This window comes from Croceivirga thetidis (assembly GCF_012272815.1).
GTDB classification, from domain to species: Bacteria; Bacteroidota; Bacteroidia; order Flavobacteriales; family Flavobacteriaceae; genus Croceivirga; species Croceivirga thetidis.
This window is the reverse complement of sequence record NZ_JAAWWL010000002.1, coordinates 447336-461532: the sequence shown is the minus strand read 5'-3', so window position 1 is coordinate 461532 and position 14197 is coordinate 447336. Positions and strand designations below refer to the sequence as shown.

Below are 14197 nucleotides of genomic sequence, written 5' to 3'. Positions count from 1 at the left end.
CTATTCTTTTTCTAACTTAGAAATTCGTGATTCTAATTTGGGGAGATTTTTAAAGTACACGTAAGATTTATTGTAATCCCCGTAATTTAAGGCTGGACTACCTTGTAATACTTCATCATCTTTTACATTTCGTCCTATACCGGATTGCGCTTGAATTTTTACGCGGTCACCTATTGTTATATGACCTACAATTCCCACTTGGCCGCCTATAAGACAATTTTTTCCAATTTTAGTTGAACCGGCAATACCGGTTTGGGCTGCTATTGCAGTATGCTCGCCTATTTCTACGTTATGTGCGATTTGAATCTGATTGTCGAGTTTAACCCCTTTTCGTAAAATGGTCGAACCCAAAGTGGCTCTATCAATCGTAGTGCCTGCCCCAACATCTACGTTAGCTTCAAGAATTACGTTACCGGTTTGTGGAACCTTGCTGTATTCACCTTCTTCATTTGGTGTAAAACCAAAACCATCGGCACCTATAATCGCTCCACTATGAATAACACAACCCTGACCTATTACGGATTCAGAATAAATCTTGGCCCCTGCAAAAATCAAAACATTGTCCGCAATTGAAACATTGTCTCCGATGTAAACATTGGGATAAATTTTTACATTATTACCAATGGTCACATTATCCCCTAAATAGGAAAAGGCACCCAGGTAAAAACCATCTCCGTAATTGGCCGATTCTGAAACAAATGAAGGGTTTTCGATGCCTACCTTATTGTTCTTGACTTGATTGTAATATTCTAATAACCTCGAAAACGATTTATAGGCGTCGTCTACTTTAATTAGGGTTGTACTAATATCCTGTTCAGGAATAAAATCCTTATTTACGATAGTTATTGAAGCCTTTGTAGAGTAGATATACGAAGTGTATTTCGGATTGGCGAGAAAGGTTATCGAACCTTTTTCGCCTTCTTCAATCTTTGATAGTTTATGAACAGCTGCGGTTGGATTTCCGTCAATTTCCCCTTCTAAAATACCCGCAATTTGAGTGGCCGTAAACTTCATAATTTCGGCAAAAGTAAGCATTTTCGCTAAACCTAAACGCTGGCATTAGGCCTCTACAGTTGGGTAGGCCAAATAATATTTGGTCACCCTTTTTGCCAAAGCTTTGAGGTTTAGATGGTCCGATGCTTTGGCCACATCGGTAATTTTTCCGTTTTTCCTAAGAATATTGATGTTTTGCGATTTCAGATTGTACGCTCTATTACTTACCTCGCCATGATATAAAAAGTAAGACAACTCTGATTCTGTAAGGCCAAAGCATTCCTTAAGTTTATCGGCGACCTCCCCCAGTTTGTCATCACTTATTGGGCTATTCTTCAATTTAATTTTTGGCAAATCACGGTTTAATAACATTTGGGAGAGCTTGGAAAGCACATTATCATTAGTACCCTGCCATGCTTTTAAAGCGGAAATAATATCATAATCATCCAAGGATGAAAAAGCATTCAAGTCGGCTGTTGCAAAAACTGAATTCTCTTTTTTCGAAAGAAAATGAAGTAGGGTTTTACTTCCTTCTAAATCCATTCCATTGGCCAAAAGTACCTTCGCCCTTTTTATGACTGTTGTCAACAAAAGTTCGGCTACCAAACTCGTTTTGTGCAAATACACTTGCCAATACATAAAACGTCTGGCCATTAAGAATTTCTCGACTGAATAAATTCCCTTTTCTTCGACAACCAATTCACCTTGAGCCACATTCAGCATTGACAATAGCCGTTGTGAGCTAATATTACCTTCGGTAACTCCAGTGAAGAAACTGTCTCGCTTCAGATAATCCAACCGATCCATATCAAGTTGACTGGAGACCAACTGATTTAGAAACTTTTTGGGATGCGTTCCTTGGAAGATTGAAATTGCCATATCAAGCCGACCACCCATTTCATTGTTTAGCTCCTTCATAAAGGACAAGGATAAAGCTTCATGGCTAACCCCTTGAACCAATTGCCCTTCCAAGGCATGGGAAAATGGACCATGGCCAATGTCATGCAACAAAATCGCCGCTAAAAGGCCTTGTTCTTCAGTTGCTGTTATTTCAATTTTCTTAAAACGCAATTGTGAAATAGCCTCACGCATCAAGTGCATACTGCCTAAAGCGTGATGAAAACGAGTATGGTGGGCGCCTGGATAAACCAAGTACGACAATCCCATTTGTGAAATACGCCGAAGTCTCTGAAAATAAGGGTGTTCGAGAAGATTGTAAATCAGTTCATTGGGTATGCCAATAAAACCATAGATGGGATCGTTAAATATTTTAAGCCGGTTGGTTGACGACAAGGTCTTACTTTTAGTGGGTCTTGAAACGACCAAATCGACGCAAAGATAACACGATTACGAAGATGAAAAAGCTCTCCATATTATGGGTCGATGATGAGATTGATTTGCTCAAACCCCATATTTTATTTCTAGAAAAGAAAAATTACCAGGTAGTTACTGCCCAAAGTGGCCAAGACGCCCTTGAAGAAATTCGTTCAAACACATTTGATATTGTGTTTTTGGATGAAAACATGCCGGGAATAAGCGGATTGGAAACACTACAGGAAATAAAATTGATTGACACCACATTACCGGTTGTCATGATTACCAAAAGTGAGGAAGAATACATAATGGATGAGGCCATTGGCAGTAAGATTGCCGATTATTTGATAAAGCCGGTCAATCCAAATCAAATCTTACTTTCGCTAAAGAAAAGTTTGGACCACTCGCGTTTGGTCTCAGAGCGAACCACGGCGAATTACCAGCAAGAGTTTCGCAAAATAGCTATGGACCTGGCCATGGTCAATAGTTTTGAAGAATGGGCCGAACTTTATCAAAAATTGATTTTTTGGGAATTAGAGCTGGAGCAAATCGAAGATTTAAGCATGTTCGAGATTTTAGAGTCGCAAAAGGTGGAGGCCAATAGTCAATTCAGCAAGTTTGTAGATAAAAACTACCGCGATTGGTTCGCGGATGATGAAGGGCCAATAATGTCGCATACCCTCTTCAAAAATTTGATTAAGCCAGAATTAAAAGGCAACAAGACCCTATTGGTAGTCATTGATAATCTACGCTATGACCAATGGTTGGCTTTTGAAGATGTAGTTACCAATCACTACAAAAGGATTAATGAGGTACCCTATTTCAGTATTCTACCTACGGCAACCCAATATGCCCGAAACGCCATATTCTCGGGCCTTACACCATTGGAAATGGAAAAACAACATCCCAACTGGTGGAAAAATGATACTGATGAAGGCGGTAAGAATTTGTTCGAAGCAGAATTTTTGGGCGCACAGTTGAAAAGACTTGGGCTTAACCTAAAATGGGAGTACCATAAAATCAGCAGTCAAAGACAAGGAAAACAGTTGGTACAGAATTTTGGTTCGCAAAAGGATAATGACCTAACGGTCTTAGTTTACAATTTTGTGGATATGCTCTCCCACTCCAAAACGGAAATGGAAGTTATTAAAGAATTGGCCAGTAACGATAAAGCCTACCGCTCATTAACCTTGAGCTGGTTTAAGAACTCTCCTTTATTGGACATTATTCAGCAAGCCCAGAACATGGGTATGAAGCTAATTATCACCACCGATCACGGTACCATTAACGTGAAACAACCTTCAAAGGTCATTGGTGATCGTGAAACCAGTTTAAACTTGCGCTATAAAACTGGTCGTAGTTTAACCTATGAGGACAAGGAAGTTCTTGCGGCCAAAGAACCAAAGAAAATACAGCTACCGAATATTAATGTGAGCAGTTCATTTATTTTTGCCAAAAACGACATGTTCTTTGCTTACCCCAACAATTACAATCATTATGTAAGCTATTACCGCAATACGTATCAACACGGCGGGGTTAGTTTGGAAGAAATGATTATTCCTTTTGTAATTTTGGAAGCAAAATGAAGTTGAGTAGATTGAAAAATGTACTGAATAGTCGTATTGTAAGAACGATTAATCTTGAATAGGAATTTTTTTAAATAAAAAGGGAGCTATAATTCAATTCAATGCGTTGAATAAGTCTCTCCCTAATTCCAATCCAAAACTGGAAAATAAATAGACCAAAATACCTAGTAGTACCATATAAAGCGTATACTTGCCCAAAATACTTGACTTTTCTGATTCCATATAATTTTATTAATCTGAGATTTTAGCTTTAAACCGATTTACTCTTGGCTTAAATAATTTCCTGCAAAGAAAGCAGTAAAAAAAAAGCCAAAACAAGGCATGAAAAGGCAATTTGTTCTGGTTCATAAGTTCCTATAATCGTTTGCTCTTATCACGTTCAACTAAATTACAATTTTTCCTAATTATAAGTATTAATCATTTTGTTCGGGTAAAGAGGAACATCATACCTTTAATTTTTATTTATTTTCTTATATAAGGGAACCAAGGATTCTTAAGGATTTAGGTAGAGGAAATTTAGGTCCTCCTTTAGCTTCTGATATTCCATTTAACTCAAATGTTTCATATAAAAATTTCTCAAGATGGATAAATTTTATAGACACAAACAGAATTTCAATCGCGCCACTTTACATTGTAAGGACGTGAGGATGATTTAGAAGATAATGCTAATTCCTTTTGTAGTTTTGGAAGCAAAATAATTAATGAAAGTTCAGTTTGCTCTTAAGGAGGTAGAAGATGTAGCCAGAGAAATTCTTCAATTAATTAAAACCCCTGCTGTTTTATGCTTTAACGGCCCTATGGGTGTGGGGAAAACGACCTTAATCAAAGCTATAATCAAAGAATTGGGTGCCATAGATTCGGGCAGCAGTCCTACTTTTGGCTTGGTTAATGAATATGTTGATAAGGAGAACGCCCTTTTAGGGTATCATTTTGACTTTTACAGGATAGAAAATGAACTCGAAGCCTTAGATATGGGCTTTGAAGACTATATCGCTTCCAATAAATGGTTGTTTATCGAGTGGCCAGAGAAGATTTCGAGCCTAATTCCACCTGATTCGATAATGTTAAATATGTATTTCGTCGATAAAATCCAACACTTAGACGATAAAACCAAACGTTTTGTCGAATTACAAATTCCTTAAATTTTCGTTAAGGTGTTATTTCCTACATTTGAGTGAGAACAACTATGAAAATCGATTAAAAGTTCCCTATTGTCGTTAAAATGCAAATTTTATCGACGTACTACACTTTTTTTGGTTAAGTTTGTTCTTGAATGAATTCATTTATTAACCAAAATTTTTAGTACGATGAACACTAAAAAGTTATTAGCTGGCCTAATGGCCATTGGTTTTCTTGCCATGACAGTTGTATCTACAACTGTTGTTGATCTTGATGACCAAGTCAAAACAGAGGTAAAGAAAAAGATTGTTAAAATGTAACAATACTTACCTCTTTTTTTTGGTAAATGCCCTCTAAGAAATTAGAGGGTTTTTTTTGCAATAATTCTAACTTAAAGAAGTTATCAATCCATATGAGTAAAAAACCTGTTAGAATTCGTTTATTAACCGAGGGATTGATTTCTTTGATAATAGCACTTTCCCCTTTGGTATTTTACTCTTACAAGTATACCGCACCAGACACTTCGAGTATTGACTTTTTATTTATTGAAATTACTCCGAACGGCTTCCCTGATGCACGTTCGAATCTTTGGTTTATTTTAATAAAATTTGTGCCTTTTACATTATTGTTAGTTTGGTTTCTTACTTGTAAAGATTGGTGGTACCATGTTATATTAATACCTATGGCAATGTTCGCTTTTCAATGCGTACAGGCATTTAGAGATACCGATACCATAGATGAGAATGAAATAATGTACGTAATTGGCGTAACCATGGTAATTGCTCCAATTGTATATTTTATTCGTCTAAAATTGGTTGATAAATATGTTCATGGCATTGACTTGAAGGCCATGGATGATGAATTAAAATTGCTCAAAGAAAAAGAAGAACTGCGAGAAGAATGGGCCAAGCTAGAAAAGCGCAAAGAAGAGCTGGAGAAAAAGATGTAACTTTGAGTAGCGCATAAGATTAGCCACTGCATGAGCCAACCAACCTCACCGTTTAGCAAACAGCAATTACTACCCCAAGAAGAAACCCTAGAATTAGAAAAACGAAAAGGGGAACTTTTTATCGGCTTGCCAAAGGAAAACCAACGAACTGAAAAACGCATCTGTCTAACCCCTGATGCCGTTAACGCACTCACAGCCAATGGGCATCGCGTTTTAATTGAATCAGGAGCCGGAGAAGGTGCCAACTACTCTGACAAAGACTATATTGATGCGGGTGGGGAAATTTCCCGCGATACCAAAAAAGTGTATTCCTGTCCAATAATCTTAAAGGTAGAACCCCCTACCCTGGCCGAAATTGAAAACATCAATCCGCAGACCATTGTTATTTCTGCCTTGCAGATAAAAACACAATCAAAAAAATACTTTGAGCTATTGGCTCAAAAACGCATTACCGCCATCGCTTTTGAATACATTCGCGATGATGATGGCAAATATCCGGCTGTGCGTTCGTTGAGTGAAATTGCGGGTATATCATCAATTCTAATTGCGGCTGAATTAATGGCTGCCACCAATCAAGGCAATGGGTTGATGTTTGGTAACATAAGCGGTGTTCCCCCTGTTGAAGTGGTAATTATAGGAGCCGGAACCGTTGGTGAATTTGCTGCGCGGTCGGCTTTGGGGCTCGGAGCCAACATTAAAGTTTTTGATAATTCGTTGACCAAGCTTCGAAAAATCCAAACGAATTTGAACAGAACGGTATACACTTCAACTGTTCAACCAAAGAACCTTTTAAAAGCATTAAAGCGGTGCGATGTAGCCATTGGTGCGGTGCGCGGACAAGACAGATCACCAGTTCTGGTTTCGAGTACCATGGTAGAACACATGAAAAAAGGCGCAGTTATTATTGATGTAAGCATTGATATGGGTGGCTGTTTTGAAACCACCGAAGTGACTTCACATGACAAGCCAACCGTAGAAAAATATGGGGTTATCCATTACGGTGTTCCAAATATACCGTCGCGATACCCGAGAACCTCCTCCATATCAATTAGCAACATCTTTACCCCCTATCTATTGAAAATCGGCGAAGACGGTGGGCTTGAACATTCGCTTCGCTTTGATAAAGGTTTGCGCAATGGACTTTATATGTACCATGGCATACTCACCAACAAATCGGTAGGTGATTGGTTTGGCCTTTCGTATAATGATATCAACTTTCTTATTTTTTAATTCCTGATGGCTGGATTTTTCAAACGTTTGGGCTGGTACCTTATCGGTTTTTCCATTGGAATCATATTTTTGGTGTTCTTCCTAAAGAAAAAGTCAGGTGGTGAAGGTGTGGATTTTTGCTACCTACCCAATTGTCGCGTATTAAAAGACATTCGAAACAAACCGTTGAACTTTGACGCTTTTGAAAAGGATTCCACACTTATTAAGACTATGCTAAATGAGGGTAATATCGATTTCTCCAAAAGTGATACTTCTTCCGAGACATGCAACACCTATTGGATTGATTACGAATCGACTAGCCTCGAAATTAAAAACTGCAAAGACAGTTCAGAGGTACTTAAGCTGCACTATTAGATTTTACGCCGCTTCTTTTCTTTTTTCAGCAAATCCAATTCACGGGTTGTTTGACCGGCAACGGAGGTATTCTCCTCTGCCCTTCGAATAAGATAGGGCATTACGTCACGTACAGGGCCATAGGGTAAATACTTTGCAACGTTGTAGCCACGTTCCCCAAGATTAAAGCTTATATGGTCGCTCATACCAAATAATTGGCCAAACCAAATACGTGAATCATTGACAGGAATGTTTTTATCCTGCATCAATTGCATCAACAAATACGAACTTTCTTCATTATGGGTTCCTGCAAAGATTGTGAATACTTCAAGGTTGTCTAACATATACCTAATCGCTGCATCAAAATTGACATCGGTTTCTTTTTTCGACGAACAAATTGGGGTTTTATATCTTAATTCTTTGGCGCGGTCATTTTCCTTTTCCATATAGGCCCCACGAACTGCTTTGATACCCACCTTAAAATTTTCAGCTGCTGCAATGGTTCCGAGATTCTTGAGGAAATCCAATCTATCCCAACGGTACATCTGTGCAGTATTGAAAACCACTGCTCGTTGCTTATTGTATTTACGCATCATCTGCAAGCACAGCTCGTCTGCAGCATCTTGAATCCAACTTTCCTCGGCATCAATCAATAGTGAAACATCCAAATCGTACGCTTTTTGGCAAACCTGCTCATATCTATTAATTACCCTGCCCCATTCGGCGTTCTCATCTTCAGACAGGCTTTCTCCCTTTCCCTTCTTTTCTAAAAGTCCAAATCTGGCAAAGGCTGTAGGCTTAAAGACTGCAAAGGGTATGGCATCTTTTTCTTTAACGAAATCCAAAACCCTAAGAATTTTTGCCAGGGCACTATCCAACTGGTTTTCAATTTTTTTTCCTTCAACTGAATAATCAAGAATGGAGTGTACTTTTTTCTCGTAAATTTTGTCAATGACGGGAAGACAGTCTTCTTCGGTAACACCACCACAAAAATGATCGAACACGGTGGCGCGAATCAGTCCTTCTACCGGCAAATGGGCATTAATGGCAAAATTTGTCACAGCGGTCCCAATTTTCACCAAAGGTTCATTGGCAATTAATTTGAACAGAAAATAGGCGCGTTCCAATTCGGAATCGCTTTTTAAGGCAAATGCCGTTGCCGTATCCTCAAAAATCTTTTCCATTATTTTGAATTTCTCAAGAATGCAAAGATAAATCGGTTGACACTATCGATTTCTCAAATTTGTAGTTATTTTGACAACCGTTTTTAGAATTTGTAATGCAGAAAAACGTCTATTTTGAAACCTTAGGTACAGCATCTTTAAATCAGCTGGTGCAGAATGGTAATTATTCCAAAATAATTGTGCTAGTAGATGAAAACACGCACGAAAAATGCTTGGATAAATTTATGGAAAGAACTCCTTTCACTATTGACGGTATAATTACAATAAAACCAGGCGAGGAACATAAAAATATCACAACCTGCAATATGGTATGGCAAAGTCTGGCAGATTTTGGTTGTGACAGAAAATCGCTTTTAATTAATCTAGGGGGAGGTGTGGTCACAGATCTTGGAGGTTTTACTGCATCAACCTTCAAAAGGGGTATGGATTTTGTAAACGTACCCACTACCCTGCTATCTATGGTTGATGCTGCAATAGGTGGCAAGACTGGAATTGATTTTGGCGTTTTAAAAAATCAAATCGGCACCATTACACAACCCAAGTTGGTGTTGATTCTTCAAACATTTTTGGAAACTTTGGAAAAGCGACAATTCGTTAGCGGGTATGCCGAAATGCTTAAGCATGGGTTAATTGCAAAACACGCGCATTGGGAGACTTTGAAGCAAAAGCAATTGGAGATTGACGCAGATGACATTGAAGCATCAAGCCAGGTGAAGGTTGGCATTGTAGAACAAGACCCCTATGAGATGGGAGTCCGTAAAAAATTGAATTTTGGCCACACATTGGGCCATGCAATTGAATCATACTATCTTGAACATCTCACAAAACCAACCCTATTACACGGTGAAGCCATAGCTGCAGGGATGATTCTTGAAGGCTATCTGTCTCATAAGGTAAGTGGCCTCTCTAAAGTAAGCCTTGATGAAATCAATAAAGTTGTTTCAGCACACTTTGATAAAATCGATTTTGAGAAGGATGAGATTCCTATTTTCATTGATTTAATGAAACATGATAAAAAGAACACCCATGGCAATATAAATTTTGTGTTGCTGCGAGAAATCGGAAATGCGGTTATTGATTGTAAAGTTTCTGAAAAGGAAATACAAGAGGCCTTTTCTTACTACATGGATAGATAAGTACGCCTACTAAATATTCGGGTTTCACAACTCTTTGCGTAAATGGTTCTTAAAAATTCATAGTTTAGGGTAACAAATCAAAACGACCTACTATGAAACGCGTAATAATTGATTACAAAAAGTTAGATAACCAAATTGCCGCCCTACTTATTGATTCTTATCCGCATGGATATGGCGATGATGATATTATCATACTGAAAAAACCAAACGGTGAAATTATTGAGGCTGTAGAATTGCGAACTACAGAAACCATCTACCTCGTAAAAATCAGCAAAAGTCTTTCTTCTTTCATTGCAAATTTCGAGGAGACCATTGAAAAGGAAATGGCCAACGGTAAATCAGAAATGGAAACTGAAGGTGATGTTGTTGTTGAAGAAGCCGTCGAAGAAGATGTAGATTTGGACTAGGCCAAAGTTTACACAAGGTAGCGTTCTTTAAGTATTTGCTGATGGTGATTTTGATGGCCTACAATCACAAAACCCAAAGCCCGTACAGACATATTACTACCACTAGCTTGCCCTGATCGTTTAAGTTTTTCTGAATCAAAAGTTTCAAAAAGAGTAAGTGTACTTTCCCTTATTGATTGATATTCAGAAATCAAGGATGCTTTACTTCGTTTAGAAGCCTCAGATGCTGGTACATAGTCGTCTTGTTCAAATCCAGTTAAAGGGGTGTTATCATTTCTTGCAAATCGCAGTGCTCGATATTGAAAAACGCGTTCGGCATCAAAAAGGTGTACCAAAACCTCTGCTACTGTCCATTTCGAATCTTGATAGCGATAATTAAGTCGGTCTTCAGGTATGGATTCTATGAAATCTATGAAAGAAGCAACACCCTCCTTCAGTAAATCGAGCAAATTACCATCTCCAGCAGCAGCGATATAACCTTTGTAATAGGGATTGTATTCACCTTCCCCTACTTCAGAAGCCCTCATTTGGTTATAGACTATAATTCGTTGAATATGGTATGCATCAACCGCTTTTTATCATTGATGCTTTCTTCAAGTGAAATCATGGTTTCTGTTCTGCTGATACCGTCAATATCATCAATCTTGAAAATGATATTCTTGGCGTGAGTCGTATCTCGTGCTCGAATTTTGCAGAAAATATTGAATTTACCAGTTGTAATATGGGCCACGGTAACATATGGAATCTGGTTTAAACGCTCCAAGACAAACTTAGTTTGGTGAGTCTTTTCTAAGAAAATTCCAACATAAGCAATGAACGAATAGCCCAGTTTGACATAATCAAGTGTCAAAGATGATCCTTTGATAATCCCTGCTTCCTCCATCTTCTTAACCCTAACATGAACTGTTCCTGCCGATATCAACAATTTTTTTGCAATGTCAGTGAAAGGTGTTCTTGTATTGTCTATCAACATATCAAGAATCTGGTGATCTATTTCGTCTAGCTTTACTTTGCTCATGGCTAATTATTTTCAGCAAATTTAAGTACTAAAAACAAAATATGTAATAAAAAGCCCAAATTAATAAAAAATCATCAATTATTTACATTTGTAAACTAAGAATACTTACCTTAAATCTTGTAGCCTGGGCAACTAAATTCAATATGTGCATTCAGAATGCATTATATTGAAAGTATTACTTTACCACATGGTTTTAATCTACTACAATACAATAACATAATATCATAAAGAAGGTGGTTAAGTCATCATGATTAGTGAAGTTATGACACTCAATTAAACAATAATACGTAATTTTACTTTTGTAAATTACATTTGTAAATCATGCTTGAAAGACTCAAGACTGTAATGTCCTACTACTCGCTTACTCCTTCAATCCTTGCTGACTCCATCGGGGTGCCTCGGTCCAGCATTTCACATTTGTTAACTGGACGAAATAAGCCCAGTTTGGATTTTGTTTTGAAATTGATAAAAACCTATCCAGAAATTAATCTCTATTGGTTGCTCAATGGTAAGGGTACCTTTCCTGCTAAGACTGAGGAGCCAAAACAAGAAGCGGCCCTTCCCTCCCCTACAATTAAAAAGGAGCCTATAATGGATGTAGTTGCTGATTTACCCAAATCGACAACTCCTGTTAAATTAAAAAATGATTCCGTCAAAAAGGCCATTAAAAGAATTGTCTTCTTTTTTGAGGATGGAAGTTTCGAAACCTACGGTCCAAATTGATTATTTTGGCAGTATGAAACAATTAAAGTTGCTTCTAATTTCGGTATTACTATTTGGCGCTTGTGCGGAGGCACCTGATAGAAATTGTACAGACTTTAGAACAGGCTCCTTTTCCTTTTCTCAAAAAATTGATGGCGCTGAGCAAACTACGTTGTTTTCAAGAACCACCAATCTTCAAATTGAGGAATTTAATGGCAAAACCGATTCTGCTACGGTACGTTGGATTAATGATTGCGAGTATATTTTGACCACTATAAATCCAAAATCGGCACAAGAGAAAAGACCGGTACATATTAAAATATTGACAACAACTGATAGTTCTTATACATTTGAATTCAACATTGTCGGCGAATCCGAAAAACTGAGGGGAACCGCAATTAAAACTAACTAACCATGTTTGACATTTTGACCAACCCAGATGCCTGGATGGCACTATTGACACTGACCTTTCTTGAGATAGTGCTGGGTATTGACAACATTATTTTTATTTCAATTGCGGCTGGCAAGCTCGAGAAAAAAGACAGAAGAAAAGCAACAAACCTTGGATTGGTGTTGGCTATGGCCATGCGTATTGTTCTCTTATTTGGGATTACATGGTTGATATCCTTAAAAAAACCATTTCTGGTACTTAATGAAAGTTGGATTCATGGTGGAATTAGTTGGCAAGCCCTAATACTATTTCTAGGTGGACTTTTCTTGCTTTACAAAAGCACCAAGGAAATCCATGAAAAAATTGAAGATAAAGGTCATGACGAGCGCGAAGTTAAGAAAGGAAGGTCATCTTCACTAACAAACGCTATAGTTCAGATTACGATAATTAATATTGTATTTTCTTTTGATTCCATCCTTACCGCCATTGGTATGACCAACGGTATCTCCCCGAATCCGAATGATGCACTGATTTTAATGATAATTGCGGTTGTGACCTCTGTTGTAATAATGTTGCTTTTCGCAAATCCTGTGGGCGAGTTCGTAAACCGTCACCCATCGATTCAAGTGCTCGGATTATCCTTTCTTATCCTGATTGGATTTATGTTGATAGCAGAAGCGGCCCACTTATCCCATCTGGTAGTTTTTGACAATGAGGTTGGGACTATCCCTAAAGGCTATCTTTACTTTACCATTGCCTTTTCCCTAATGGTAGAATTCTTCGACTTACGAATGAAGAAGAACAAAAATAAAAATTCTGAAATTATTGAAGAGTAACTAGTTAGGTCGCTCAAACGCAAGTTCTGGTTGAAGTTCTTTGTGCTTCTGAAACTGTGCTTGTTGTTGCTTGACCGTCATCGTACTCCCATCGTGGCTCCAGCCAGGAGGGCCAAAAATGTACATTAGTTTGTGGGATAATTTATCCACTTTCTTTACATCGGCCCAAATATCCTTGAACTCGTGTGTAAGGATTACAATCGGATTATACGATTCTGGGGAATGGATTACGCCGTATTTTACATCAATCTCATCTTCTAGCTCTTTCCATGTTCCAAATATTTTATCGAAAATGTTCAGTATACCACCATGGTTCTTATCAAGATATTCCACATTTTGTGAATGATGTACCTGGTGCATCGTATGTGTGTTTAGAAATTTTTCCAAAAACCCAAGTTTTGGCACATATACCGAGTGAAGTTGAAATTGCCATAACGCTTCTATTCCTAGGCAGACTAGAACCATTTCTGGCGGGAATCCAATTGCCGGCATCCACATATAGAAAAGAGGCTTGTATAAAATAGTAAACCACCCGTTCCGCACAGCAGTCCCCAAATTGAAATTATCCGAAGAATGATGAACAATATGCGCAGCCCATAAAATTCTAATCTCGTGATTTGCGCGATGGAACCAATAATAAGTGAAATCATCTGCTAACATGCAAAGCAACCAAACATACCAGGCATAGCCAAAAGACTCAAAGCCCAAGAAATTTTGCCGCACATCACCAACCATTGGATTGCAAAGCTCATAAACGCCTTCAAATAGTACAATGGCAAAAATCACCTTGAACAATGGGCCAAGTAGCGCAGAACCAACACCCATAAATCCGCTCGCTGCTAAATCTTTCCATTCATAAAGATGGTCATCACCATGTGTTTTACTATACGTAAGTTCGAATAGAATAAAGGCAATAAACACTGGTACGCCGTAAACCAGCGGGTTGGTAAAGTCCATAGAATTGAATTAGAATAAGCGGTTAGTTATAGTTAAAGCGTG

Annotated in this window: 17 protein-coding genes; 11 read left to right on the top strand and 6 right to left on the bottom strand. The window is 38.1% G+C overall.

Translation table 11 applies throughout. The features are described 5' to 3' along the window. The gene (gene lpxD / locus HCU67_RS09760; protein ID WP_168552443.1) at window positions 1–1014 is read right to left on the bottom strand and encodes a UDP-3-O-(3-hydroxymyristoyl)glucosamine N-acyltransferase; all 1014 of its coding nucleotides are present in this window, start codon (window positions 1012–1014) and stop codon (window positions 1–3) included. Between the two features lie 45 nt (window positions 1015–1059). Continuing rightward, entirely contained in the window at window positions 1060–2286 is a 1227-nt protein-coding gene (locus tag HCU67_RS09755; RefSeq protein ID WP_168552442.1) for an HD domain-containing protein, read from the bottom strand. Window positions 2287–2348: 62 nt separating this feature from the next. On the opposite strand from HCU67_RS09755, the gene porX reads away from it, so the two are divergent. From porX to HCU67_RS09730, 6 genes are all read left to right on the top strand, one after another. Next, window positions 2349–3893 (top strand): T9SS response regulator signal transducer PorX, encoded by a 1545-nt coding sequence (porX, locus tag HCU67_RS09750; protein WP_168552441.1) that lies wholly within the window; start codon window positions 2349–2351, stop codon window positions 3891–3893. Between the two features lie 701 nt (window positions 3894–4594). Then, window positions 4595–5035 (top strand): tRNA (adenosine(37)-N6)-threonylcarbamoyltransferase complex ATPase subunit type 1 TsaE, encoded by a 441-nt coding sequence (gene tsaE, locus HCU67_RS09745; protein WP_168552440.1) that lies wholly within the window; start codon window positions 4595–4597, stop codon window positions 5033–5035. A 165-nt stretch (window positions 5036–5200) separates the two neighbouring features. After that, a complete protein-coding gene (locus HCU67_RS16735) occupies window positions 5201–5332 on the top strand; it encodes a hypothetical protein (protein ID WP_282597828.1) in 132 nt (43 codons plus the stop codon). A gap of 92 nt (window positions 5333–5424) precedes the next feature. Beyond that, the gene (locus HCU67_RS09740; protein WP_168552439.1) at window positions 5425–5961 is read left to right on the top strand and encodes a hypothetical protein; all 537 of its coding nucleotides are present in this window, start codon (window positions 5425–5427) and stop codon (window positions 5959–5961) included. Between the two features lie 30 nt (window positions 5962–5991). After that, entirely contained in the window at window positions 5992–7191 is a 1200-nt protein-coding gene (locus HCU67_RS09735; RefSeq protein ID WP_168552438.1) for an alanine dehydrogenase, read from the top strand. Window positions 7192–7197: 6 nt separating this feature from the next. Further along, window positions 7198–7545 carry a DUF4258 domain-containing protein gene (locus HCU67_RS09730; protein WP_168552437.1) on the top strand — a complete coding sequence of 116 codons (348 nt, stop codon included), beginning with the start codon at window positions 7198–7200 and terminating at the stop codon, window positions 7543–7545. Here the strand turns inward: HCU67_RS09730 and HCU67_RS09725 are convergent. Next, entirely contained in the window at window positions 7542–8708 is a 1167-nt protein-coding gene (locus tag HCU67_RS09725) for a proline dehydrogenase family protein (protein ID WP_168552436.1), read from the bottom strand. The genes HCU67_RS09730 and HCU67_RS09725 overlap by 4 nt on opposite strands. A 95-nt stretch (window positions 8709–8803) precedes the next feature. On the opposite strand from HCU67_RS09725, the gene aroB reads away from it, so the two are divergent. Both aroB and HCU67_RS09715 read left to right on the top strand, forming a co-directional pair. Next, window positions 8804–9844: a 3-dehydroquinate synthase gene (aroB, locus tag HCU67_RS09720; RefSeq protein ID WP_168552435.1), complete on the top strand. Its 1041-nt coding sequence runs from the start codon at window positions 8804–8806 to the stop codon at window positions 9842–9844. A 92-nt stretch (window positions 9845–9936) separates the two neighbouring features. Next, entirely contained in the window at window positions 9937–10251 is a 315-nt protein-coding gene (locus tag HCU67_RS09715; RefSeq protein ID WP_246865753.1) for a hypothetical protein, read from the top strand. Window positions 10252–10259: 8 nt separating this feature from the next. Here the strand turns inward: HCU67_RS09715 and HCU67_RS09710 are convergent, their stop codons facing one another. After that, a complete protein-coding gene (locus HCU67_RS09710; protein WP_168552434.1) occupies window positions 10260–10778 on the bottom strand; it encodes a DinB family protein in 519 nt (172 codons plus the stop codon). A gap of 11 nt (window positions 10779–10789) precedes the next feature. Continuing rightward, on the bottom strand, window positions 10790–11269 hold the full coding sequence (locus HCU67_RS09705) for an Lrp/AsnC family transcriptional regulator (protein WP_168552433.1): 480 nt from the start codon (window positions 11267–11269) through the stop codon (window positions 10790–10792). Between the two features lie 321 nt (window positions 11270–11590). Between HCU67_RS09705 and HCU67_RS09700 the strand changes: the two genes are divergently transcribed. From HCU67_RS09700 to HCU67_RS09690, 3 genes are read left to right on the top strand one after another with little or no spacing between them, the layout of a single operon-like run. Continuing rightward, window positions 11591–11992, top strand: a complete 402-nt coding sequence (locus tag HCU67_RS09700) for a helix-turn-helix domain-containing protein (protein ID WP_168552432.1) — start codon at window positions 11591–11593, stop codon at window positions 11990–11992. Continuing rightward, the gene (locus HCU67_RS09695; protein ID WP_246865752.1) at window positions 11961–12383 is read left to right on the top strand and encodes a DNA topoisomerase IV; all 423 of its coding nucleotides are present in this window, start codon (window positions 11961–11963) and stop codon (window positions 12381–12383) included. The genes HCU67_RS09700 and HCU67_RS09695 overlap by 32 nt, the downstream gene beginning before the upstream one ends. A gap of 2 nt (window positions 12384–12385) precedes the next feature. After that, entirely contained in the window at window positions 12386–13198 is an 813-nt protein-coding gene (locus HCU67_RS09690; protein ID WP_168552430.1) for a TerC family protein, read from the top strand. Here HCU67_RS09690 and HCU67_RS09685 read toward each other — a convergent pair whose 3' ends face one another. After that, window positions 13199–14155 (bottom strand): sterol desaturase family protein, encoded by a 957-nt coding sequence (locus tag HCU67_RS09685; protein WP_168552429.1) that lies wholly within the window; start codon window positions 14153–14155, stop codon window positions 13199–13201. It abuts the gene before it with no gap. Window positions 14156–14197 lie beyond the last annotated feature (42 nt).

Coding starts and splice junctions, on each gene's coding strand:
- HCU67_RS09700 (WP_168552432.1), top strand. CDS start 11,591: ATGCTTGAAAGACTCAAGACTGTAATGTCCTACTACTCGCTTACTCCT.
- aroB (WP_168552435.1), top strand. CDS start 8,804: ATGCAGAAAAACGTCTATTTTGAAACCTTAGGTACAGCATCTTTAAAT.
- lpxD (WP_168552443.1), bottom strand. CDS start 1,014: ATGAAGTTTACGGCCACTCAAATTGCGGGTATTTTAGAAGGGGAAATT.
- HCU67_RS16735 (WP_282597828.1), top strand. CDS start 5,201: ATGAACACTAAAAAGTTATTAGCTGGCCTAATGGCCATTGGTTTTCTT.
- HCU67_RS09710 (WP_168552434.1), bottom strand. CDS start 10,778: ATGAGGGCTTCTGAAGTAGGGGAAGGTGAATACAATCCCTATTACAAA.
- HCU67_RS09690 (WP_168552430.1), top strand. CDS start 12,386: ATGTTTGACATTTTGACCAACCCAGATGCCTGGATGGCACTATTGACA.
- HCU67_RS09695 (WP_246865752.1), top strand. CDS start 11,961: ATGGAAGTTTCGAAACCTACGGTCCAAATTGATTATTTTGGCAGTATG.
- HCU67_RS09705 (WP_168552433.1), bottom strand. CDS start 11,269: ATGAGCAAAGTAAAGCTAGACGAAATAGATCACCAGATTCTTGATATG.
- HCU67_RS09685 (WP_168552429.1), bottom strand. CDS start 14,155: ATGGACTTTACCAACCCGCTGGTTTACGGCGTACCAGTGTTTATTGCC.
- porX (WP_168552441.1), top strand. CDS start 2,349: ATGAAAAAGCTCTCCATATTATGGGTCGATGATGAGATTGATTTGCTC.
- HCU67_RS09735 (WP_168552438.1), top strand. CDS start 5,992: ATGAGCCAACCAACCTCACCGTTTAGCAAACAGCAATTACTACCCCAA.
- tsaE (WP_168552440.1), top strand. CDS start 4,595: ATGAAAGTTCAGTTTGCTCTTAAGGAGGTAGAAGATGTAGCCAGAGAA.
- HCU67_RS09725 (WP_168552436.1), bottom strand. CDS start 8,708: ATGGAAAAGATTTTTGAGGATACGGCAACGGCATTTGCCTTAAAAAGC.
- HCU67_RS09740 (WP_168552439.1), top strand. CDS start 5,425: ATGAGTAAAAAACCTGTTAGAATTCGTTTATTAACCGAGGGATTGATT.
- HCU67_RS09715 (WP_246865753.1), top strand. CDS start 9,937: ATGAAACGCGTAATAATTGATTACAAAAAGTTAGATAACCAAATTGCC.
- HCU67_RS09730 (WP_168552437.1), top strand. CDS start 7,198: ATGGCTGGATTTTTCAAACGTTTGGGCTGGTACCTTATCGGTTTTTCC.